General features: G+C 63.0%; 16 protein-coding genes. 8 read left to right on the plus strand and 8 right to left on the minus strand.

Going from position 1 to position 22396, the window contains the following annotated elements:
• The first annotated feature begins 124 nt into the window (after positions 1–124).
• The 3 genes from AAA969_RS07800 to AAA969_RS07810 all read left to right on the plus strand — a co-directional run bounded on the left by AAA969_RS07800 (position 125) and on the right by AAA969_RS07810 (position 5111).
• Entirely contained in the window at positions 125–3070 is a 2946-nt protein-coding gene (locus AAA969_RS07800; RefSeq protein ID WP_338245336.1) for a hypothetical protein, read from the plus strand.
• A gap of 52 nt (positions 3071–3122) precedes the next feature.
• Entirely contained in the window at positions 3123–3611 is a 489-nt protein-coding gene (locus tag AAA969_RS07805) for a pentapeptide repeat-containing protein (RefSeq protein WP_047158868.1), read from the plus strand.
• A 132-nt stretch (positions 3612–3743) separates the two neighbouring features.
• Positions 3744–5111: a pentapeptide repeat-containing protein gene (locus AAA969_RS07810; RefSeq protein ID WP_338245340.1), complete on the plus strand. Its 1368-nt coding sequence runs from the start codon at positions 3744–3746 to the stop codon at positions 5109–5111.
• A gap of 99 nt (positions 5112–5210) precedes the next feature.
• Here the strand turns inward: AAA969_RS07810 and aspS are convergent, their stop codons facing one another.
• From aspS to AAA969_RS07840, 6 genes are all read right to left on the minus strand, one after another.
• Complete coding sequence (gene aspS, locus AAA969_RS07815) at positions 5211–7028, minus strand: aspartate--tRNA ligase (RefSeq protein WP_338245341.1); 1818 nt, start codon at positions 7026–7028, stop codon at positions 5211–5213.
• A gap of 228 nt (positions 7029–7256) precedes the next feature.
• Entirely contained in the window at positions 7257–8225 is a 969-nt protein-coding gene (locus AAA969_RS07820) for a glycosyl hydrolase family 17 protein (RefSeq protein WP_338245343.1), read from the minus strand.
• Complete coding sequence (locus AAA969_RS07825; protein WP_338245345.1) at positions 8225–9115, minus strand: glycosyl hydrolase family 17 protein; 891 nt, start codon at positions 9113–9115, stop codon at positions 8225–8227. Before AAA969_RS07825 ends, AAA969_RS07820 begins: the two co-directional genes overlap by 1 nt.
• A 220-nt stretch (positions 9116–9335) precedes the next feature.
• Positions 9336–10277 (minus strand): sterol desaturase family protein, encoded by a 942-nt coding sequence (locus tag AAA969_RS07830; protein WP_338245347.1) that lies wholly within the window; start codon positions 10275–10277, stop codon positions 9336–9338.
• A 2-nt stretch (positions 10278–10279) separates the two neighbouring features.
• Entirely contained in the window at positions 10280–10708 is a 429-nt protein-coding gene (locus AAA969_RS07835; RefSeq protein ID WP_338245349.1) for a hypothetical protein, read from the minus strand.
• A gap of 80 nt (positions 10709–10788) precedes the next feature.
• Positions 10789–13509 carry a TonB-dependent receptor gene (locus tag AAA969_RS07840; protein WP_338245352.1) on the minus strand — a complete coding sequence of 907 codons (2721 nt, stop codon included), beginning with the start codon at positions 13507–13509 and terminating at the stop codon, positions 10789–10791.
• A 248-nt stretch (positions 13510–13757) separates the two neighbouring features.
• Between AAA969_RS07840 and AAA969_RS07845 the strand changes: the two genes are divergently transcribed.
• The 5 genes from AAA969_RS07845 (at position 13758) to AAA969_RS07865 (ending at position 19352) form a co-directional block, all read left to right on the plus strand.
• Positions 13758–15008, plus strand: coding sequence for a serine hydrolase domain-containing protein (locus AAA969_RS07845; protein WP_338245353.1), 1251 nt, complete (start codon positions 13758–13760; stop codon positions 15006–15008).
• Entirely contained in the window at positions 15001–16605 is a 1605-nt protein-coding gene (locus AAA969_RS07850) for a GMC family oxidoreductase (protein WP_338245356.1), read from the plus strand. Before AAA969_RS07845 ends, AAA969_RS07850 begins: the two co-directional genes overlap by 8 nt.
• Before the next feature lie 10 nt (positions 16606–16615).
• Entirely contained in the window at positions 16616–18037 is a 1422-nt protein-coding gene (locus AAA969_RS07855; RefSeq protein WP_338245358.1) for a coniferyl aldehyde dehydrogenase, read from the plus strand.
• A 7-nt stretch (positions 18038–18044) separates the two neighbouring features.
• The gene (locus tag AAA969_RS07860) at positions 18045–18803 is read left to right on the plus strand and encodes an SDR family NAD(P)-dependent oxidoreductase (RefSeq protein ID WP_338245360.1); all 759 of its coding nucleotides are present in this window, start codon (positions 18045–18047) and stop codon (positions 18801–18803) included.
• Positions 18804–18968: 165 nt separating this feature from the next.
• On the plus strand, positions 18969–19352 hold the full coding sequence (locus AAA969_RS07865) for a DUF6481 family protein (protein WP_338245362.1): 384 nt from the start codon (positions 18969–18971) through the stop codon (positions 19350–19352).
• Between the two features lie 81 nt (positions 19353–19433).
• Here the strand turns inward: AAA969_RS07865 and AAA969_RS07870 are convergent, their stop codons facing one another.
• Both AAA969_RS07870 and AAA969_RS07875 read right to left on the minus strand, forming a co-directional pair.
• The gene (locus tag AAA969_RS07870; protein WP_338245364.1) at positions 19434–21209 is read right to left on the minus strand and encodes an N-acyl-D-amino-acid deacylase family protein; all 1776 of its coding nucleotides are present in this window, start codon (positions 21207–21209) and stop codon (positions 19434–19436) included.
• Positions 21210–21221: 12 nt separating this feature from the next.
• Positions 21222–22079, minus strand: a complete 858-nt coding sequence (locus AAA969_RS07875; protein ID WP_338245366.1) for a bile acid:sodium symporter family protein — start codon at positions 22077–22079, stop codon at positions 21222–21224.
• Positions 22080–22396: the final 317 nt, after the last annotated feature.

Here is a 22396-nt window from a genome sequence, read left to right on the forward strand (position 1 = left end):
TTGGCCTATATGCCCCCGCGCGGCGGGCGGGTCCAGTGTTGAACGCGGCGGGTTTCAGGTCGCCGGGTCGGCGCGGTACACTTTGTGTTCGCCCGAGCGATTCGGGACATGAGAGGACAGTCGCATGCAGGTCTTCGGTCGCATTGCTGATTTCATCGCCGAGACAGCGTCCGCGGGCGCGACGGATACCCACGAGCTTGCCGAGTTTGACGGCGATCGCGATGCGGCGATGCCCGGGGAGCGCGACGTTACGACGCCGGCCGGGTGGAGCCTGACCGCCGCCCAGGGCCTTGCTGACCTGCTCACCACACCGCGGCCGCTGGCCACCAGCCCGCGCAAGGGCGCCAAGAGCTTCAGCAAGCTGACCCCGTCATGCGCCGACGGCGAGGAACGGGTATGCGAATCCGATTTCGCGACGGTTGTGCAGCGCCTGTCGGGTTCGCTGGCCTGGTCGGCGGCACGACAAGGGGCCTTCGCGAGCGATGCAGACGCCGATCTGTTTGCGGGTGAGCTCGCGGCCAGCCTCACCGGGCGTCTCGTCATGCCCGACGCCAATCTCATTCGCGAAGGCGGTGTCGATTGGGCCTATGGCGACCCGGTTGCCGACACGCCGGCGACGCCTTCACCGCTGACAATTCGCATCAACTCGCGCCAGGCGCCTGGCCAGTTGCGCCGGGTTGCTGAAACAGCCCTGCGCGCCTCGGTGCTGGACGTCGGTGCGCGGGTGACCCGCGACCGCCTCGAGGCCATTGGTGAGGCCGTGCGGCGCTGCTCCGGCGATATCGACGACTGTTTCGATCCGCGCCGCAACGCGGCCCTCGCCCGCGCCATGCGCCGGGCCCTCAAGGACGGGGTTCCCGAGGAAGCCGTGGAGCGTGCCCTCGCCCTCGCTCGCCAGGGTACCGATGATGACGCCCTGGCCGCGTTGATACCCGACGCCTTGGAAACACGCCCCGCCGTGCTGCACGTGCCCCGGGCCTTCAGCCAGGCCGTCGCCATGGGTGAGGACTGGACGTTCGAGCAGGACGGCGGGGCTGTTCCGGCCCGCGACCTCCGGACCGGGATTGCCCGCACCGTGTGGAGCTTCGGCACGCCATCGCTCGCCTTTCACGCCAGCCCTGACGAAACCGGCCCGACGATCCACATCAATCTGCCGGCCTTTCTCGATCGCCGGGACGGCTTCCAGGCCGAACTGCTGACCGACACGATCCGCTACTGGGCGATTGCGCTCACCCTGAGTGCGCCCAAGGGCGCCAGCTCGGCCGGGTCGATCGCGCTGAGCGGTGTCGGCGCGCTGCTGATGGCGGCGGGTCTGGCCTATGGCAGTGAGGGCGCGCGCGACACCATGGCCGCGATCACCCATCTGGCGACGCGCACCCTGCGTGAGGTGGCGATGGAGACGGGGGCCGCAGCGCCCGGGCTCGGTCCCGCCGTGCCGCTGGATGGGCTTCCCGGTCCCTTCAGGCTCGTCGGCGCCGCCCTGCGCACCGACGCGTCCCCCTTCCTGCCGAAGGCCGCCCTCGCCCGGCCTGGCCCGACCCTGACCTGCCGCGAGCCCGACGGCGATATCGCCAACCTGCTGGATGCGGACAGTTTTGGCGCAAGGCCGGTCAACGGTGTCATCACGGCCGATGCCGAGATGACCGGTGGCCAGCGGCTTCGGGACTGCGCTCGCGCCGGCCTGCTCGCACGGGGCCGCAGCGTCACCGAAGTCGAACGCGCCGAGGACCATGCGGCTGGCCATGGCAGCCTCCGAGGCGCCCCAGGTATCTCACTGGAAAACCTCATGGAACGCGGTGTCCCGGCGGACGCGCTCGAGCGCCTGGAAGACTCCATTGCCGAAGGCGCCTCGGTCCGCCACGCCCTCAATCGCTGGACGCTGGGCGACCGGACCTGCCGCGATGCCCTCGGCCTCACGGCTGACCAGATCGAGCGCGAAGGAAACGCCCTGTGCCATGCCATCGGCTACGACGAAGCCGCCATCCGCGCCGCCGATGCCCATGCGCATGGCACCGGCGACCTGGCCAATGCGCCAGACCTGTCGGCCGCCATCCGCGCCGTCTTCGATACACCGTCCGTACAGGACCAGATGTTGATGGCCGCCGCCATCGAAGCCCAGATCGGCGGAAGCTGTCAGACCAGCTTGGCCCTCGAGGGCGAGGCCACAATCGATGATGTGGCCGCCCTGATTGACCTCGGCGGAGAGCTCGGCCTTCGCGCGCTCAGCATTCGGCGCACGGCATCGGGTCTGTTCGATCTCCTGCCGGCGATTGACTTCGACAAGGGCGATTATGCCGCCGAAGCCCCGCCGACCGAACGCATTGTGGAGCGGACGGTCGAACGGATCGTCGAAAAGCCGGCCGCCCGACGCAAACTGCCTGATCGGCGAAAGGGCTATATCCAGAAAGCCAAGGTGGGAGGCCACAAGGTCTACCTCCACACTGGTGAGTTCGACGACGGGGAGCTCGGCGAGATTTTCATCGACATGCACAAGGAGGGGGCCGCCTTCCGCTCGCTGATGAACAATTTTGCCATCGCGATCTCCATCGGCCTGCAATACGGCGTGCCCCTTGAGGAGTTCGTCGACGCCTTCGTATACACACGGTTTGAGCCGGCCGGCGCCGTCGAGGGCAATGACTCGATCCAGCATGCGACCTCGATCCTGGACTATCTCTTCCGCGAGCTTGGCGTGTCCTATCTCGGCCGCGACGACCTCGCCGAACTGTCCCCCGATCGCGCCGACCCGGGCGGGCTGGGACGCGGTGTCGAGGAGGAGAAGCTTGCACAGGAAGATGCCGCAAAATTCATCTCTCGCGGCTTCTCACGCGGTCAGGTGCCGGACAATATCCTGATGTTCGCCAACGCGCCCAAACGGGCAGCCAGCGGTGGCGATGGCCAGGACAGCCAGGCCGGTCACTACGAGATCGAGGACCGGACCGTGAGCCGGCCGGTCTCCCGCGATATCTCGGTCTATAGCGGTGACCCATGCGCGGAATGCGGGCATTTTACTGTCGTCACAGACGATGTCGCCGGGCAGAAATGCGATGCCTGCGGCTGGACCGGAAGCTGAGACGGCGCAAGCCTTGCAGGTCTGGACGCACCCTCTTTCGGAGTGCTCCACAATGGTACGGATTCTTCTCGCCCTGGCCGCCCTGCTCGCAACATCCGGCCTCGCACAGGCCCAGGATGCCGGACAGATCGCGCGGGTCCAGGCGGGTCAGTCCTGCCCCGGCTGCAACCTCTTCCAGGCTGAACTGGGTTATCTGGACCTGCCCGGCATCGATGTCTCCGGCGCCCGTCTGCGGCAAGCAAACCTGGCGCTTGTGACGATGAACCGCGCCCGGTTTGACGGTACCAACCTGTCGATCGCCAACCTGTTCGGCGGCCGCTTCACCGGAGCATCCTTCCGCAATGCGGATCTGACCCGCGCCAATCTGGTGGGAGCCTATTTCGGCGGTGCGGATTTCGGCGGTGCCAATCTCTCCGGCGCCACCCTCTCCGGAGCGGAAATGGCCAGCGCACGCGGCCTCACCCAGGCCCAGCTTTCCAGTGCCTGCGGCGATGCCTCGACCCAATTGCCGGCCGGGCTGACGATCCCCCCCTGCCAATAGGCTGACCCGCCAACTGACACCGTCAGGACTGGTCAGAAGCGCCGCCCCCTCATAGGATATACCTCAGGGTTACCGTGATTTAAGTCGCTTTGAGCAAGCCTCTGTCCTATCCGTGAGCATATGCGGACCAGTTTGAAGACATTGTCCTGTACGGTTGCGCTCCTCGCCTTGGCGGTCTCCCCCGCCCTTGCCGGGGGCGACGATCATCCGCGCCGCGGTCTGGCGATCGGTGGCGAGTGCGAGGCTTGCGACTTCTCCGACAAGAACATGGCCAACGCCGTCTTCATCGGCGCCAATTTCGAAGGCACGACATTCGCAAATTCGGAACTGCCGTCGGTGACGATGATCGAGAGCCGGTTCAACGATGCCGACTTCGAAGACACGATCATGACGCATTCGCGTTTGACCGGGGTGACGTTTTCGCGCGCCAACATGAACGGTGCCAGTCTCGCCAATTCCATCATCGAGCGCGTCAATTTTTCGTCGGCCGACCTGACTGATACCGATTTCACAGGGTCGCAGATGGTGTTCGTCACCTTCATAGGATCCTCGCTCACGGACACGCTGTTCGCCGATGCACGCCTGCGTCAGGTGAACTTTCTGCGAGCCGAACTCAACGACACGAATTTTCGCAGCGCCGAGCTGCGCCGTGCGAATTTCGCCGAGGTCAATGGCAGCGACGTGAACTTCCAGGACGCTGACCTGACCGGCGCCAATTTCGAGGGCGCCGAGCTGCATGATGTCAATTTCACGGGCGCGGTCCTGCTCGGCGCGAACTTCTCCGGTGCCCAGATCACTGGAACCACCGGCCTCACCAAGGAAAGCCTTTCCGGCACGTGTGGTGATGCCAGCACCATCGTGGGCGAGGGCATCGACCTTCCCGGCTGCGACAGCGTCCCGGAAACCGGTGCCAGCCTGGTTCAAAACACCTATGCGCTCCGCTTTTCAGGTCCTGATCGGATCGAGCGCATTGTGGAAATTCAGGCTCTGGAGAATGCCCGGATCGAAATCCTGTCGGAGATCGGCGCGGCCTTGCAAGTGCACGCCACGGAACTCGACCAGGACGCGATCCGCGAGGCCACCAACGAGGCGATGCGCCAACTCGCCCGCTCCGAGCGAGAGCTGAGGCGCGTCGAGCGCGAACGCGAGAGCCAGCGCCAGAGCGTCAATGAGGAGCGGCGCCGCATTATCGAAAATGCACGCCGCGAAGCCATGGCCGCAAATGAAGCCGCCCGCCGCTCGCTACGCGATCATAGCCGCGCGCAAGGCGACAATGCCGCACGGGCCACGGCCCGCATCGAAACCGAGAATGGCAGTATCGTTATTGATCTGCCCGACGGCGATACCGATACCCTCTGGGTCATCGATCATGACCGGATCGGCCAGGGCGCGCCGGAGCTTCAGCCGACCGTGCCCCCACACCAGCCACGCTCCCAGCCAACGCCACCGGCGCCGCCGACGCCGCCGGAACACAATACCGAGGCGAGCCCGGAGAACTGACCGCACTGACAAGCGTGCTCACCGCTTCCAGATACAAAAACGCCGACCCTAAGGGTCGGCGTTTTCATGTCCAGGCGGGTTGGCCCGGGGGCCTGCCGATCAGGCCTTCTTGGCGTCCGGCATCACAGAGCGGATGTGCAGCTCGCGCAATTGCTTCAGCTCCACCTCGGCCGGTGCATTCATCATCAGATCGCGGGCTTGCTGATCCTTCGGGAACATCACGACCTCGCGCAGGTTTTCGACACCCGCCAGCAACATGACCATACGATCAACGCCCGGCGCGATACCGGCGTGCGGCGGTGCGCCGTAACGGAAGGCGTTGAGCATGCCGCCGAATTCTTCCTCGACCGTTGCGGCATCATAGCCGGCAAAGGCAAAGGCCTTCAGCATCACGTCCGGACGATGGTTCCGCACCGCGCCGGAGGACAGCTCGACGCCGTTGCAGACGATGTCGTACTGATAGGCCTTGAGGGCGAGCAGCGTCTCGGCATCGGTATCCGGATCGAGCTTGAGGAAGTCTTCCGGATCGATCTGCGGCATGGAGAACGGGTTGTGCGAGAAGTCGACCTTCTTGTTATCCTCGTCCCACTCATACATCGGAAAATCGACGATCCAGCAGAAGCGGAAGGTGTTGGTCTCGCAGAGGTCGAGTTCCTTGCCGACCACATCGCGGGCCCGGCCGGCAAAGCCGGCGAAATCCTTGGGATCGCCAGCTGCGAAGAAGACCGCGTCCCCGGCTTCCAGACCGAGTTCCACCCGCAGAGCCTCGGTCCGCTCCTCGCCAATATTCTTGGCGATCGGACCCGCAGCCTCCAGGCCGGCTTCCGCCTCGCGCCAGAAGATGTAGCCCATGCCGGGCTGGCCTTCTTTCTGGGCCCAGGAATTCATCCGGTCGCAGAACGCCCGGCTGCCACCGGTCTTGGCCGGGATGGCCCAGACCTGGACCTTGGGATTGCGCTCGAGCATGCCGGCAAAGACCTTGAAGCCCGAACCACGGAAGGTGTCCGAGGCATCAGCCATCTTGATCGGGTTGCGCAGGTCGGGCTTGTCCGAACCATACCAGCGCATGGCGTCCTTGTAGGCGATCTGCACGAAGGGCTCGTCCGGCACGTGACGGCCATCGGCAAACTCGTCGAACAGGCCCTTCATGACCGGCTCGATCACGTCGAACACGTCCTGCTGGGTAGCGAAGCTCATTTCCATGTCGAGCTGGTAGAACTCACCCGGCGCACGATCGGCCCGGGCGTCTTCATCGCGGAAGCAGGGCGCGATCTGGAAATAGCGATCAAAGCCGGAGACCATGATCAGCTGCTTGAACTGCTGCGGGGCCTGCGGCAAGGCGTAGAACTTGCCCGGGTGCAAACGGCTCGGCACGAGGAAGTCACGCGCACCTTCCGGCGAGGAGGCCGTCAGGATCGGCGTTTGATACTCGACGAACTTCTCGTCGACCATGCGCCGACGAATGCTATCGATGATCTTCGAGCGCAGGACGATGCGCTTGTGCAGGCTTTCGCGACGCAGGTCGATATAGCGGTGCTTCAGGCGCACTTCCTCGGACCAGTCGGGCTCACCAAAGACCGGCAGCGGCAATTCTTCCGCTTCCGACTGGATCGCAAGATCGGCCAGGCGAACCTCGATCTCACCGGTCGGCAGGTTGGCGTTCACGGTCTCGGCCGAGCGCGCGATGACCTCGCCGGTGACGGTGATGACGCTCTCCACGCGCAGACGCTCCAGCGTTGCGAAATGCGGGCTTTCCGGCTCCAGCACGACCTGGGTCAGACCATAATGGTCGCGCAGGTCAATGAAGAGCAGACCGCCATGGTCGCGCTTGCGGTGGATCCAGCCGGAAATCCGGGCGGTCTGGCCGACATGATCCTTGCGCAGCTCGGAACAGGTATGGGAGCGGTATGCATGCATGGCAAAGTGTCCGGTAAATCGGGGTTAGACAGGTTGCCGCGATGTGCCGGTTTACGGGGTGAAATGTCAAGCTGGCGCGGGGTCCGGGCGCAGCTGACACCTCGGCCGAGACAGCGTCAGACGGGATGGCGATAACGCGCCGGGCTCGAGCCGCGCGCCATCAGCCGCCAAGACCAGCCATGCAGCCCCTGCGAAATCACAACAGGCGCCTTGGCATCCTCTTCCCCGCTAGGTGCCCTCACCCGGTCTCAGATCGGAAAACCACTTCATCATGACAGGCTTTGGCTGGCGCTCGACAGTGAAGAGCCCCCAGTGCTTTTCGGGCTCATCCGGATCCGGAGAGCCTTTCCAAGGCTCGTCAAAGGCCTCAAACACGAATGTCATGATCTGCTCGGCCTCGGCCCATTCCATGAGTTGGGCGTAGTAGGTCGCCTGCAGGCTCTCGGACGCGTTGTCCGGCTCAATGCCGCGGCCGTTGGACCGGGTCGTCCATCCCGCTTCAGTGATGATGACCGGCATGTCGGGATACCGCCCTCGGACCGCGAAGTAGTTCTCCTGGGTATAGGCCAGGGCCTCGTCGATCGATTTGTATTCCCAGACTGGATAGGTGTGCACACTTATCACGTCGAGATGTCTGACCAGCGGCCTCAGCTTGTCGGTCCATGGCACGTAGTTCTCGCAGAACGTGACCGGATGACGGGTACGCCGGCGCAAGGTCTTGGCGAAATGGATGAGGCGCTCGACCTCGACCATGTGGTCATTCCAGTCGACGCTCGCCTCATTGCCGATCGACAGGCAGAGAACCTCGCGCGGGTATGCCTTCGACAGCGCAATCATGCGCCCCAGCTCGGCATCATTTTCGGCGCGGTTCGCCGCGAGGACGGCATCGTCATAGACGCCCCCCCACGGGCAGCCCGGATTGCTCACCTCCGCCCCAAGGCCCATCCCCAGCATCACCCTCAGAGGCAAACCCTGCTCGCGGATCACCCGCAGGACGGTTTCGGCGTGAGGGGTGCAGTCATAGACCCTCAGATAGCGCCAATGCCGAGCCAGTATCTCAAGGTCTTCGTGGATTTGCGCGTAGGACGGGAAAACGCCGGATGGCGGACTTTGCCCGTCGCGATAGCCGGAATAGCAGATCGCGTTGGCGAAGGGGATGTCGGACCAGGGCTGCCGTGTTTTGAACAGACCGAACATCAGCGGCCGCAATACTTCGGGACACCGTCTTTGTCCCAGAGTCCCCAATACGCGCCGACATCGCCTTCCTTGGCGACCTTCCAAGCTTCGTCGAAACCGGCAAAATAGAACAGATCGATACCCTCTTCATTGGTCCAGCGTACGGCGTCGATGAAATACTTCATCGCATTGGAAACGGAGGGAACCGCGCCACGGTCAGCGGTTCCGATGTTTGGCCAGCCGGTTTCCGCAATGATCACCTTCTTGCCATTCGCGACACGTTCGGCTCGCCGGTACATTTCACGCATATAGATGTGTGCATGTTCAATCGGATAGCCTTCCCAGAACGGGTAGCAATTGACCAGGAGCAGGTCGCAAGCATCGGCCACGCGGGGGTGGTTCTCGAACAGGAAGTAGGCGTCAACATAGCCTACCGGCACATCAACCGCGGCCTTGGCCCGATTGATGTACTCGATCAGCTGATCTTCGGTGAGCTCCTCACGCAACAGGACTTCGTTGCCGATGGCGAGGATACCCGCATCACCACGCCGGGCGATCTCGATTCCCTTCGCCAGTTCGATCTCGTTGCGCGCCAGATCATCATCGATCCAGACTCCCACCATCGAATTGAGACCCATCTCGCGAGCGATCGCCGGGGTCAGCTCATTCCCGCGCGTACAGGAGAATGTCCGCACCCAGTCGACATGCGGTGCCAGCACACCGAGCCGGGACCGGATCTGGTCGGCATCGACCTCGAACGTATTGTCCTGACCATCCACATAGGGGCTGAAGGCAAGCCCGTGCAGGCCGGCATCAATGATGTCCCGGATGATCCGGGCCATGCCCTCATCTCCCAACTGGTCCATGTCGATCCCGGAGAGGGCAAGCTTTTGGCGTGAAATTCTGGACATAGAGCCTCCGATGCGCAGCCTGGTTCTGAAGCTGGATAGCCTTGATGCTACACATTTGACAACGTTGTCATAGATTGTCGAGGGGGCTGGTGGGGACAATCCTGCAATCCGCCCGCCACGCTCGCGCCGACACGGATACGTCCGTCAGGGAAGGCTTGCCAGGCCCTGTCACCGGTCGGCTGGCGTGCGGGGGCTGCGTCAGGACGACGCTGCAGCGTGCCTATTCCGCGGCTTGGGCCTCAGCCGCCTCGCTGGTCTGCGCCTGCCGGGCTTTCCATTTCGCCAGGATCTGTTTTGAGGTTTCGCGCGACCCGTCAGGCGACCAGCCCGGCGGGGCCAGGAGATACAGGGCGGCATCCTTGGCAGATTTGGCCCCCGCCATGTCCTTCACGATCGAGAGCCATTCATGAACCGCGATCTTGATCGGGTTGTAGGTGCCCAGATTCTTGACAATGCCATAGCGACAGGGCTCCGCGTCCAGTTCGGCCTGGAAGGTTCCGAACATCTTGTCCCAGATGATCAGGATCCCGGCATAGTTGCGATCAAGGTAGAGCGGATTGGTGGCGTGATGGACCCGGTGGTGCGACGGCGTGTTGAAGATCGCTTCAAACCAGGCTGGACAGCGCTTGATCGCCTCGGTGTGGATCCAGAATTGGTAGATCAGGTTGAGTGCCCCGACGAAGGCGACCAGTGCCGGGTGAAAACCGACAAAGACCATGGCGGACCCCAGCCACAGGAATTTCAGCGTGAACGGGCTGATCCAGGGCTGCCGCAGGGCCGTGGTGAGATTGTAGTGCTGGGATGAATGATGGACGACATGGTCGGCCCAGAACCACCGCACCGTGTGGGCAAGGCGATGTGACCAGTAATACAGGAAATCATCGAGAACGAATGCGATCACCCAGATCCACCAGGCAAACGGGATATCGAAAAGCCGGTGCTCGTAGACAAAAACCGACCAGGCCCCGATCAGGCCGGCAAAGACGATGCTGGAGATATTATTCCCCAACCCCATGATCAGGCTGGCAGCGGTATCCCGCGTCTCGAAACGCACCCTGCCGCTCGTGCGCGCGTAAATCATTTCGGCAAAAACCGAAATGGTGAAGAAGGGAATCGCGATCGTGATCGGGTTCAGCGTCTGAACGAAAGCCGGGACATCCATGGTCAGCTCCTGCCCTGGGTCTTGAACATGTCGAGCTTGCCGGCCCAGTGCGACGCCGTGTCGGCGCTCTCGAAGCGCAGGCGGGCCGGAGCAAACACGAAATCGTTGAGGCTCAGCCTGACCGTATTGTCAGCCTCGGTGGTGACCTCACGAACCGAGCCCGGTGTGAGATAGCGGATGACGAAGTCACTGCCGCGCGCGATCAGGACGCCCAGGCAGTCACCGGTCCGGTCCATCACCAGCGCCGCTTCACCGTCCGCTGCCAGGACACCCTCACCGGCCTCAAAGCCGACCCGATCCGTGTCGAGCCGCGTCACCGCGTCATCGAGGCTGCCCAGCCGGGCCTTGCCGCTGATGCCGAGACGGGCATTGAAGAAAACCATGACACTGACGCCGAGGACTGACCCCAGAAGCAGGAGAAGGATCGCCATGCCGCGCTCCGAAACAAAAGAAAACGGGCGGGGACCAGAAGTCCCCGCCCGCCATCATAAGCAGATTTGAACGGCGTTCACTAGCCGCGAACGCGCAGGGTGATGCCGTAGGTTTGCGGATCACCCGGATAGGTGTTGTAGCTGGTTCCGAGGTAACCGACCGACGGGAAACCACCCTTGGTGTAATCCTCGTCCATCAGGTTGCGGCCCCACACCTGCACGGCCCAGGCGCCATCATCGGCGCTGAGGGTCACGGAGGCATTGTAGAGCTGGAACGCGTCCTGGTTCGCGAACGAGCGGGTATCGAGACCCGTCGTGTGTGCGAATTCAGAGACATGGTTCATTTCACCACGCCAGGACAGCTCCATACCGTCGCCAACTTGCTGGGTGTAGGTCGCGGTCAGAGCGCCGAGGAGCTCCGAATTGCCACGGTCACGACCGGAGAGGTCGTTGAACAGGGCGGTCACGCCAGCATTATTGGTCCGCTCATTACCCGGCACGCAGAGCGTGAAGTTCGGGTCGGTTGCATCGATGCTGTCCGGGCAAGGGGCGAAGCTGTACTCGCCATACTTGCTTTCGAACAGATAGGTGAAGCCACCCGTGATGAGCAGGTTGTCGGTCGGTGCCCACTGGCCTTCAAGCTCGAGACCGGACACTTCGATCGAACCGGCATTCTCAAGCGCGAAGCCGTTGCCGACGAAGTTGTTGGTCTGGAAGTCAGTGACTTCTTGCTGGAACAGCGCTGCGGCGTAGACGAAGCGTCCACCGTCGAGCGAGCCCTTGGCACCGATTTCGAAGCTTTCCGCCGTCTCTTCCTCGAACTCGAACACGCCGGTGAAGGCCGCATTGGTCGAGACGTTGAAGCCACCCGGCTTGTAGCCGGTCGCGTAGCTCGCATAGACGTTGAACGTGTCGGACACATCATACGACAGGATGAGGTTGCCCGAGAAGTTCGAGTCGTTGCGGGAGGTCGGGAAATTCGCGGCGTTGACCGGCGCGAAGTTCTGGAAGGCGGTGAAGCCGAGCAGCGGGTTGAGCGCCGGGTTGGCCGCCTGGGCCGCCGTCAGCGGGGTCGTCGGAGAAATCCCGAGGGCCAGCAGCGTGTTCAACAGCGACGGGTCACCACCCACTGCGGCGGCCTGGGCCTCACCGAAGAGGATGGACGGCACGAGATACGCACACGCATCACCACCCACAGCACCAAACAGGACCGGATCACACGTGCCCGGCGTCACGAGACGCAGGTCGCGGGCGAGGTCCACGAAGGAGAAGGCCGACATCGGATCAGGCTGGTTGATCGCCGTCGTCATTTCCTTGTCTTCATCGGAATAACGACCGCCGACCGTCACCGTGAACTGATCGTTCACATGCCAGTCGAAGGTACCGAAGGCCGACCAGGCCGTGGTGTCATACTGGTAACGCTCGGACAGGAGACCGTGCTGGGTCGAGATAAAGCCTTCAGCCGGGGTGGTCGGCAGCGCACCATTGCCCGAGGCCAGCGGCACGAAGTTACCCACGCCAGCGGCCTGGTTCATGTTCAGGAAGACTTCAAGCAGCGAAACGCCGCCGGTGCCGACCGGAAGGCCAAAGGAGGCGACCAGCGGTGCCACGGACGGGGCCGAGGCCGCATCGAAGAAGGCCCGGGCGTCCGCGCCGTAAGGCGTCGAGTTCGCGTAGGTCAGCTCGTTGTTGTAGTAGAAACCGCCTACCATCCAGTCGATCATGTTGTCGCCGGTCGAGGTCAGACGGAATTCCTGGGTGAAGCTGTCATACTGGTTCTCGATATGACGCAGGCTGACCAGGTCGAGATCCGAGAAATCGGCGTCGAAGGTCTGGTCTTCGTCATACTGGCGGAAGGCCGTGATCGAGGTCAGGGTGAAGCCGTCGAAATCATGCTCGACCTGTGCGGAGATACCCTGCGTGGTGAGCTGGGTATTGAGGTCGCCATCGATCGCAATGCGGTCGCCACCATTGGGATCGGCCGGGATCGCTGTCCCGCCAAGGCCAACGAGAGCGGCCAGGTCGATCGGGTCGTAGAAGCCGAACGGTGCCGCGCAGCAATTCTCGTCGAGATTGCCCCAGTCGGCGATGATCTTCACTTCGGTGTTATCGCTCGGATTGAACAGCAGCTGACCACGGAAGCTCATGCGGTCGCGATTGTTCGCCTCGCGGCCGTCAGCGACTTCGATATAGCCGTCATTCTGGTGGATATTGCCGTCGATGCGGAACGCCATGTTGTCGGAGAGCGGGCCGGTCACCGTGCCGCGCGCCTGACGCATGCCGTAATTGCCGACGGTCACTTCACCGGCGTAGTTGAAGTCGAAGTCCGGCGCCATGGTGATGACGCTGACGACGCCGGCCGGCGTGTTGCGGCCGAAGATGGTGGACTGCGGGCCACGAATGACCTCAACGCGCTCAACCGACATCAGGTCGTTGATCGCGGAGCCCGAACGCGGGCGGTAAACACCATCGATGAAGACGCCAACCGAAGGCTCGAGGCCGGGGTTGAAGCTCGACGTACCGATGCCGCGCAGGTTGAATTCGGTGTTGGACGAGGTCGCGAACTCGGACACGCGGAGCGCCGGAACGAGGGTCTGCAGATCAGCGGCATCGCGGATTTGCGATTGCTCGAGCTGTTCGCCCGTGACCACGGCGACGGAAACCGGCGTATCCTGAAGCGTCTGCTCGCGCTTCTGGGATGTCACGGTAATCACGTCGACCTGAGCCATTGCGCTACCCGCAAAAAGCCCGGTCAGAATCGCCGTCGTGCCCATCGCGACGGCTTTGGAAAACATCTTCATTTGGATTTTCTCCCCTTTGGCGCGGTTTTATAAGCCAACCGTTCCGCGCATCTGTTTGATATATGAACACCGCTCAACAGCGCTGTCAGCCGGTTTATCCCGACACAGCAAAAATCATGCCCGGCCTGATGCATGGATACCTCACCCGGCATTTTGAATTTGTGGCGAGATTCTGCCCCTTTTCTCCTGTGACAAGTCTGATACCTTGCTAGGTGAACAGCGTTCAAATCGCTGTCATGGGGAGAAAAATGAAGAAATTTATCATTGGCTTAGGCGTCATTATCGGCGCTGCTGCCTTGGCGGGAGCCGGCTGGTTTTATCGGCCCTGGTCAGACTATTCACCCGCTGAAATCCAGGCTGCGACCCAACCCGACCATCTCGTGGAAACATTTTCGAACATGGGGGATGTTTTCCCCTATCGCGCGATAAACCCATCCGAATCGGCGACCCATCTCGGGCGAAATCTGCAAAACGCGACTGTCGGCTACACGCTGAACGGCCAGGCCCGAACGGTCGACGACTGGATGGCCGACAGCGACACCACCGGTCTGATGGTCCTGCACAATGGCGAGGTTGTTTACGAGACCTACCGGCTGGGCGCGGATCTCGACACACGCCACACATCCTGGTCGGTTGCCAAGAGCTTCGTGGCGACCATGATCGCCATGGCCATGCAGGACGGGCGCATCGCCAATCTTGACCAGAGCGCCGAGATGTTCGCGCCGCAATACGGCGGCAGCGACTATGGCGACACCACCCTGCGCCACCTTCTGATGATGTCGGCCGGCATGGATTTCGAAGAGGACTACAACGCACCGAATTCCGATATTCGCCGTCTCTTCCTCGGCGCCAATATCTACGGCCAGAACATTGATCGCCTTGTCAGTGAGATCGAGCGCAATCGGGCCCCCGGTGAAGACCTGCACTATGTCAGCGCCAATACGCAGGTTCTCTCGGCGGTCGTGCGCGGCGTCTATAACGACAATCTCGCCCACATCATACAGACCCGGATCTGGGAACCGCTCGGGATGACCGGCGAGGCCTACTGGAACCAGAACATCCCGGGCGAGCACGGCATGGCCATCGGCTATTGCTGCCTCAACGCAACGCTCGAAGACTACGCTCGTTTCGGGCAGTTCTACCTCCAGGACGGCGTCTGGAACGACCAGCGCCTGCTGCCCGAGGGCTGGGTTGAACAGGCCACGCGGCCGAATGCACCCTTCCAGGAAGCCGGCCCCGACGCGGTCTATCCGCATCGCGGCTATGGCCTGCATTTCTGGGTCCCGGAGAACCATGACGGCGAATACTTCCTCGCCGGCGTCTATGGCCAGTATGTCTGGGTCGATGAGCGCCGGAACATCGTGATCGCGCGGACCGCCGCCGATACGGAATGGGGCGGCCGCACCGAAGAATCGATTACGGCCATGCGGGCCCTCGCCGCCCATTACGGGGACGACCCGACGATCATGCCGGCGCAGATGGAGGCGGGCGATGAGTAAGACCGAATATGACTACATCATCTGCGGCGCCGGCTCGGCCGGCTGCACCGTTGCCGAGCGCCTGTCACGCGACCCGTCCGCATCCGTCCTCGTTCTCGAGGCCGGGGGAACAGACAACAGCCCGATCATCCGCACACCGATGCTGCTGCAATACGCCGTGACCGGCGAGCAGTTCAACTGGGGCTATTGGACCGAACCGCAAAAGCACCTGAATGACCGCAAGCTCCTGTGGCCGCGCGGCAAGACGCTGGGCGGCTCCTCCTCCATCAACGCCATGCACTACATGCGCGGCGCCAAGGAGAATTATGACGAGTGGGAAAGCGCCTATGGTGCTGAGGGCTGGGGCTGGAAGAATGCCCTGCCCGCCTTCAAGGAAGTCCAGAACCAGACCCGAGGCGAAAGCGAGCTGCATGGCACCGGCGGCCCGCTCTGGGTCCAGGACATCAAGCCGCTCAACCCGCTGACCGAGGATTTCCTCAAGGCGGCGGACCAGCTGCAATACAAGCGCAATAACGACTTCAACGGCCCCGACCAGGAGGGCTTTGGCACTTATCAGGTGACCCAGAAGGGCAATAAGCGCTGCTCAGCCGCCGATGCCTTCCTGCGCCCGGCCCTGGAGCGGGAGAACTGCGCGGTACAGACCGGTGCGATGGTTCATCGTATCGTGATCGAGAACGGTCAGGCGACCGGCGTCGAAGTCGAGATCGGCGGCGAAATCCAGACCTTGAATGCGCGCAAGGAAGTCATCCTGTCGGGCGGGGCCATCAACTCGCCCCAGACCCTGCTCCTCTCGGGCATTGGCCCGGCCGACGAATTGCGCGAAGCCGGGGTCAGCGTCGAGCACGACCTGCCCGGAGTCGGCAAGAACCTGCAGGACCATCTCGATGTGACCTCCCAGGTCTGGACAAAGTCCGCGACCTCGATCGGCACGTCGCTGCGGTCTTTCCCCAATCACATGTACATGGTCGCGCGATGGGCCCTGCGCGGAGACGGGCCGTTCACGGTCAATCCGGTCCAGGGCGGTGCCTTCGTCAAATCCGCCTATGCCAAGGACCTCCCGGACCTCCAGCTGGTCTTCATTCCGGCGATTTCCAATGCCCATGGGATGGAGAAAATGAGCGGGCACGGCATCACGCTGCATGTCTGCCAGCTCTATCCGGAAAGCCGTGGTGAGATCCGGCTGAAGAGCACGGACCCGAATGACCATCCGGCGATCCAGCCGAACTATCTCGCCGAGGAGTTCGATCTCGACGTTTTGACCGATGGGCTGGCGAAGGTTCGTGATATCCTCAATGCGCCGGCCTTCGATCATGACCGCAAGGAAGAGCGCTTCCCGGGGGCCCATATCAATACCATGGCCGGCCTGCGCGATGATGTCCGGGCGCGAGCCGAGACGCTCTACCACCCGACCTCGACCTGCGCGATGGGATCCGGCGAGCTCGCCGTCACCGACAGTCGTTGCCGGGTCAAGGGCGTGAAGGGCCTGCGCGTCATCGACGCCTCGGTCATGCCGCGCCTTGTGGGCGGCAACACCAACGCGCCGACCATCATGATCGCGACCCGAGCGGCCGCAATGATCGCCGAAGACAACTCTTAAGGAGGCCACCATGAGTGAAGCCGAAGCCAAGCAGATCGAACGCATGAAAGGCCTTCTGGCCGCACAGCAATCCGCTTTCCGCACGGAACGGCACCGGCCGATCGACAAGCGCAAGGCCGATCTGGACCGCATTGCCGACCTGTGCCGCAAGAATGCGGACGCCATTGCCGAGGCCATCAGCAAGGATTTCGGCAACCGCGCCAAGCAGGAAAGCGTGATCGCCGAGATTGCTTTCGTGATCCAGGACGCAGCGCACGCGAAGAAGCACCTGTCCAAGTGGATGAAGACCCGCAAGGTCGGTGTCCCGATGACGCTGATGCCCGGTTCCGCGACGATCCGGCGCGACCCGAAAGGGGTCGTCGGAATTGTCTCGCCGTGGAACTACCCCTTCCAGCTGGCCATGGCGCCTCTTGTGGCGGCGATCGCAGCGGGTTGCCGGGCCATGATCAAACCGTCCGAATACACCCCGGCGACCGGCGACCTGATGAAATCCCTCCTCGCCGAGGCCTTTGAGGAGGATCACGTGACCGTCATCACCGGCGGTCCGGCGGTCGGCGAAGCGTTCACCAAGCTCAAATTCGACCATCTCTTCTACACCGGATCGACCCAGGTCGGACGGCTGGTCGCCAAGGCGGCGGCCGAAAATCTGGTCCCGGTTACGCTCGAGCTGGGCGGCAAGTCGCCGGCCATCGTCACACCCTCCTATCCGCAGGGACCGGCAGCCAAGTCGATCGGCTGGGGCAAGTTCTTCAACGCCGGGCAAACCTGTGTCGCGCCGGATTACGTATTGGCCCCGAAAGGATCCGAGAAAGCCCTCGGTGAAGCCATTATCGCGGTTGCGCAACACGAATTCCCGGAAGCCGCGAGCGACGATGCCTACACCGCCATTGTCTCGGATCGCCATTATGAGCGTCTCAACGCCATGATCGAGGAAGCCCGCGCTGCGGGTGCCGAAATCCTGCAGCCCGAGCACGACGCCCAGGCCGCCCAGGCCGCGCGCAAGATCCCGCCGACCGTGGTCATCAACCCGCCGGAAGACAGCCGCCTCATGACCGAGGAAATCTTCGGACCGGTCCTGCCCGTGATGGGCTATACCGAGCTCGATGCGGCGACCGATTATGTCGGCGATCACGACCACCCGCTGGCGCTCTACGTCTACTCGACGGACAAGACCGAAGCGAACCGTATCCTCGATAACACCATGTCCGGCGGCGTCGGCGTGAATATCAACCTGCTCCACCTCTCCGTCCCCGATCTGCCCTTCGGCGGCATCGGCGGTTCGGGACAGGGCAGTTATCACGGCGAGGCCGGTTTCCTGACCTTCACCCATGAGCGTTCGGTCTTCCGGACCGGCAAATGGCACCCGTCGCGCCTGCTTGCCCCGCCCTATGGCAAGATGTACGAAACCGTCGCAGAGAAGCAGATGAGCTAGGGTTTTCATGACGGGACAATTGGCGGGCAAACGTGCCCTGATCACCGGCTCCAGCCATGGCGTGGGCCTGGCGGCAGCGCATATGTTTGCCGCCCAGGGCGCCGAAGTGGTGCTGCACGGCAATCAGAACATGGCCGATGCGGACACCGCGGTTCAGGCGATCGGGCCGGCTGCGCTCGGCGCGGTCCAGGCTGACCTGTCCCAACCCGGCGCGGGCCGCGAGCTCTATGACGCGGCCCTGCATCTGGCCTCTGGCCGGCTCGACATCATCGTCAACAATGCCGGCATCCACTGGGCCAGCCCGCTCGATAGTTCCGATAGCGAGTGGGAGACCAATTGGGCCACCACGCTGCAGGTCAATCTGATGGCGGTTGCGGATATCTGCCGCGCGGCAATCCCGGAGATGGTCGCCTCGGGCGGGGGTGCGATCATCAACATCGCCAGCCGGGCCGGCTATCGCGGTGAGGACCGCAACCACATGGCCTACGGCGCCTCCAAGGGGGCCCTGCTCTCGCTGACCAAGACCATCGCACGGCAATGGGGCAGTGACGGCATCTATGCCTACGCCCTCGCGCCGGGCTGGATCGATACCCGCATGGGCCCGCAGCATGAAGACGATCGGGCCCGGGCCAAGGCCGAGATCCCGATTGGCGAGCTGGCTCACCCCGACGAGATTGCCGCCATGTGCGCCTTCCTCGCCTCCGGCGCCTGCCGCAGCGCCACCGGCAGCTGCATCGACATCAATGGCGCGAGCTATGTCAGGTAGGTCCCGGCTGATCTTCGCTGACTGTCCACACCCGGCGCTCGCCGCCAATGGACGGGTTGTCGCGCTTCACAGCTTTGAAAATTAGCTCCAAGCATCCGCTCGGGGTTGTGCCGGAGCCTTCACGAGCGCAGTAAAGGGCTTGATCGTCGCGGCTGGCGGCCCGCCATGCCGGCTTTCAACAAATCCAAGGACCAGAACAGTTTGAAAAACTTCGCTAACCCAAGCTTCGCCGACCGCAAACAACATGCTGCAGAGGCCAAACAAAAGCTTCTGGAAAAATTCAAGGCTGCCCCAAAACCCGATGACGCGCAGCTCGCTGCCAAGCGCGCCGAGCGCGCGGCAGCTGCCGAAGCGCGCGAGGCGCGTCGCATTGAGCGCGAGCGCGTGAAAGCGGAAGCCCAGGCCCGCAAGGCCGCCGAACTGGCCGCGGAGGCTGAAGCCGCCCTCGCCGCCGAAAAGGCCGCTGCCGATGCACTCGTCGCCGAAGCTGCCGCCAAAAAGGCGGAACGCGACCAACGCTATGCCGCCCGCAAGGCCCGCAACCGCTAGCGACGCCCGCGGCGCACGCCGGAAGTCCACAAACAGCGTCCCCGCCGACTGGCCTGCGCCGGCAGGTTGCAGGGTGGGGAGCTACTCCGCTGCCAGCGCCTGCTGCTGGCCGGCCCGGTAGACCGTGCCCGGCATGGCGCCGGTGAGCTTTCCCTCTTCCATCACCACCTCGCCGGCGACGATGGTCGCGACATAGCCCGTCGCGCCTTGCAGGAGACGCTGGCCGCCGGCTGGCAGGTCGCGCTCCATGTGCGGCGGTTCCATCTGCAGCCGGTCAAGATCGATGATGTTGATATCGGCCTTGAGCCCGGCCCGCAGATAGCCGCGGTCTGTCATTCCCATATAATCCGCCTGGGCGCCGGTCAGCATGCGCACCACGCGCGGCAGGTCGAGCTTGCGGCCGCGCTTGCGGTCGCGGGTCCAGTGCGTGAGCATGTAGGTCGGCATGGAGGCGTCACAGACCGTGCCGACATGGGCGCCGCCATCGGACAGGCCGTAGAGCGCCTGGGGGTGCTCCATCATCTTGAGCACATTGTCGTAATTGAGCTCCGTATAGTTATAGAGCGGCAGGTAGATCAGCTCGTGACCGTCGCGTTCCAGCAGCGTGTCATAGATCATCTCCATCAGCGAGACGCCCTGCTCACGGGCCCGCGCAGCGAGTGAATTCTCCCCGGATTGCTCATAGTCCGGTGGATTGCCGAGCTGGAAGAATTTCTCGGCGACGAACTCGATATGCTCCATCAGGAGATCGGCGAGCGGCGGCACGGACGAGCCGGGACCGGACAGCTTGTCGGTCTTCTCCGACAGGATCTGCGCCTTGAAGGCCGGGTCCTTCATGCGCGCCACCCGCTCGTCCAGCGGCAGATCAGCGATGGTCTTGTAGGTCGGGTACCCCATGAACGGATGGAAAGTGCAATTGAAGCCGAGGAAGACGCCGATGGCGCGCGGCGCAACCTGCATGCGGGCATCCACACCGTCAGCCTTCAGGGCCTCGGTGCGCTCGATCAGCTTGAGCCATTGATCCGGCGCAAAGTCGCGCTGCATCAGGGAAAAGGAGAAAGGACGGCCGGACGCCTTGGCGTAGTCAGCGATGATCGACCATTCCTCGTCGAACTCCTGCTCGCCGCGCTCGAGGTTGAAATCGGAGACCGCCTGAACGACGCCATGCCCCAGCCCTTCAAAGGCGCGGGCAATGCCGGTCAGCTCCTCACGGGTGGATTCGGACGAAGGCGTCCACTCGCCATCGGCCGTCTTGTGAACGTCGGAACGCCCCGTGGCAAACCCGATCGCGCCGGCCTCCAGCGCTTCACGGGTCAGCCGACGCATCTCGGCGATGTCGGTATCATTGGCGGGTTCGGAGTGGACTGCGCGGTCGCCCATGACATAGACGCGCAACGGGTCATGCGGGACCATGGCCGCGATATCGATCGTGCGCGGGATCCTGGCCAAGGCGTCGAGATAGTCCGGAAAGCTCTCCCAGTCCCAGGTCAGGCCCTCGTGAAGGGCGGTACCGGGAATGTCCTCGACCCCCTCCATCAACTTGATCAGCTTGTCATGATCGGCCTCGCGCACCGGCGCGAAGCCGACACCGCAATTGCCCATCACAGCCGTTGTGACACCGTGATCAATGGATGGGCGCAGCATCCCATCCCAACTCGCCTGGCCGTCATAATGGGTGTGGATATCGATAAAGCCCGGCGTGACGAGTTTGCCGTTGGCATCGAGGGTGCGCGCCGCCGGGCCGAGATCGGGACCGATGGCTGCGATGACGCCATTGTTGATCGCAATATCCGCGACAACCGGTTCAGCACCGGCACCGTCATGGATCTGACCGTCGGTGATCTTGAGATCATACATCTGTGTCTCCCGTCATGTGTCACGCTCTGAGGCGTTTCGGCCGAGTGTCCGCGAATCGGCAAGCCGGAACAAGCCCGCGAGCAGCGAGCCCCCGATCAGATGCCAGATGCTCCACATGCCGATGATCGCCGCGGCGCCGCCAACCCCGTCGAACTGGCTGAGCAGGATGACCAGACCAAGCCCGGCATTCTGGATCCCGACCTCGAAGGTCAGGGCCCGCCGTCGCGCCGGCTCCATGCCGAGGGCCCGGCCGCTGAGCCAGCCAAGAGCAAAAGCCGAGCTGTTGTGCAGCACGACGATCGGCAGGATCAACGCGCCGGTGATCAGGATGATCGTCCAGTTCTGAACGATCCCCACCACCACAAGCAGGGCGATGCAGGCGAGCGCCAGCGGGGCAAGCACCCGACCGATGCGGTCCGACAGGACCGGCTTCCACGCATTGAGCGCCATGCCGAGCGCCAGTGGCACCGCCAGCAGGGCGGCGGTCTGGACAAAGAAGGGCAAGGGATCGACCTCGAGCGCGTGAACGAGGGCGTCTGCCGGCGCATAAAGCCCGGACCAGAAAAGGATCGACAGCGGAGTCAGGATCGCCGCAGACACGCTCGAGATCGAGGTGAGCGTGACCGAATAGGCGGTATTGCCACCGGCAATACGGGTCAGGAGGTTGGAAACATTGCCGCCGGGACAACTGGCCACGATCAACATGCCAAGAGCCACACTGGCCGGCGGCGACAACAGCAGTATCAGGCCGAGTGTCAGCAACGGCAGGCCGACCAGTTGAACGGCCACCCCGCCCAAAACCCGCAAGGGTTCCTTGCGGACCAGGGCAAAGTCCCGAACGCTCAGAGACAGGGCGACCGAGAACATCATCAAAAAAAGTATGGCGGCTATACCCAATCGTGATTGTTCATCCACGATAACCTGGAGCTGGTCTATCGATGAGGCGTCCATAAATTCTCTTCTTATCAATAACTTGAAAATCGGCTCGGGCGTCGGACGCGCCGTCGCCCGGTCGGCAAGATTGTTGTCATGACAACATCAGGGGTCGCAAAAAATGATCCAGCCTGTATCCTTTGCGTCAGGATCTGCTGGTTGGAGTCAGGGCTCTGACACTTTGGCGCGTCCCGGCCATAGGGACAACATCTCGCCTCGGGGCTGGGTGCTGTGGTCGTACCTTTTCAGTTGAG

It is taken from the genome of Maricaulis maris (genome assembly GCF_036322705.1).
GTDB lineage: Bacteria > Pseudomonadota > Alphaproteobacteria > Caulobacterales > Maricaulaceae > Maricaulis > Maricaulis maris_B.

What these genes read in the sequence shown, in the direction of transcription:
- AAA969_RS07870 (WP_338245364.1), bottom strand. Translation starts at nt 21,209, where the DNA reads ATGTATGATCTCAAGATCACCGACGGTCAGATCCATGACGGTGCCGGT.
- AAA969_RS07825 (WP_338245345.1), bottom strand. Translation starts at nt 9,115, where the DNA reads ATGTCCAGAATTTCACGCCAAAAGCTTGCCCTCTCCGGGATCGACATG.
- AAA969_RS07865 (WP_338245362.1), top strand. Translation starts at nt 18,969, where the DNA reads ATGCCGGCTTTCAACAAATCCAAGGACCAGAACAGTTTGAAAAACTTC.
- AAA969_RS07875 (WP_338245366.1), bottom strand. Translation starts at nt 22,079, where the DNA reads ATGATGTTCTCGGTCGCCCTGTCTCTGAGCGTTCGGGACTTTGCCCTG.
- AAA969_RS07850 (WP_338245356.1), top strand. Translation starts at nt 15,001, where the DNA reads ATGAGTAAGACCGAATATGACTACATCATCTGCGGCGCCGGCTCGGCC.
- AAA969_RS07840 (WP_338245352.1), bottom strand. Translation starts at nt 13,509, where the DNA reads ATGAAGATGTTTTCCAAAGCCGTCGCGATGGGCACGACGGCGATTCTG.
- AAA969_RS07855 (WP_338245358.1), top strand. Translation starts at nt 16,616, where the DNA reads ATGAGTGAAGCCGAAGCCAAGCAGATCGAACGCATGAAAGGCCTTCTG.
- AAA969_RS07800 (WP_338245336.1), top strand. Translation starts at nt 125, where the DNA reads ATGCAGGTCTTCGGTCGCATTGCTGATTTCATCGCCGAGACAGCGTCC.
- AAA969_RS07830 (WP_338245347.1), bottom strand. Translation starts at nt 10,277, where the DNA reads ATGGATGTCCCGGCTTTCGTTCAGACGCTGAACCCGATCACGATCGCG.
- AAA969_RS07860 (WP_338245360.1), top strand. Translation starts at nt 18,045, where the DNA reads ATGACGGGACAATTGGCGGGCAAACGTGCCCTGATCACCGGCTCCAGC.
- aspS (WP_338245341.1), bottom strand. Translation starts at nt 7,028, where the DNA reads ATGCATGCATACCGCTCCCATACCTGTTCCGAGCTGCGCAAGGATCAT.
- AAA969_RS07805 (WP_047158868.1), top strand. Translation starts at nt 3,123, where the DNA reads ATGGTACGGATTCTTCTCGCCCTGGCCGCCCTGCTCGCAACATCCGGC.
- AAA969_RS07820 (WP_338245343.1), bottom strand. Translation starts at nt 8,225, where the DNA reads ATGTTCGGTCTGTTCAAAACACGGCAGCCCTGGTCCGACATCCCCTTC.
- AAA969_RS07845 (WP_338245353.1), top strand. Translation starts at nt 13,758, where the DNA reads ATGAAGAAATTTATCATTGGCTTAGGCGTCATTATCGGCGCTGCTGCC.
- AAA969_RS07835 (WP_338245349.1), bottom strand. Translation starts at nt 10,708, where the DNA reads ATGGCGATCCTTCTCCTGCTTCTGGGGTCAGTCCTCGGCGTCAGTGTC.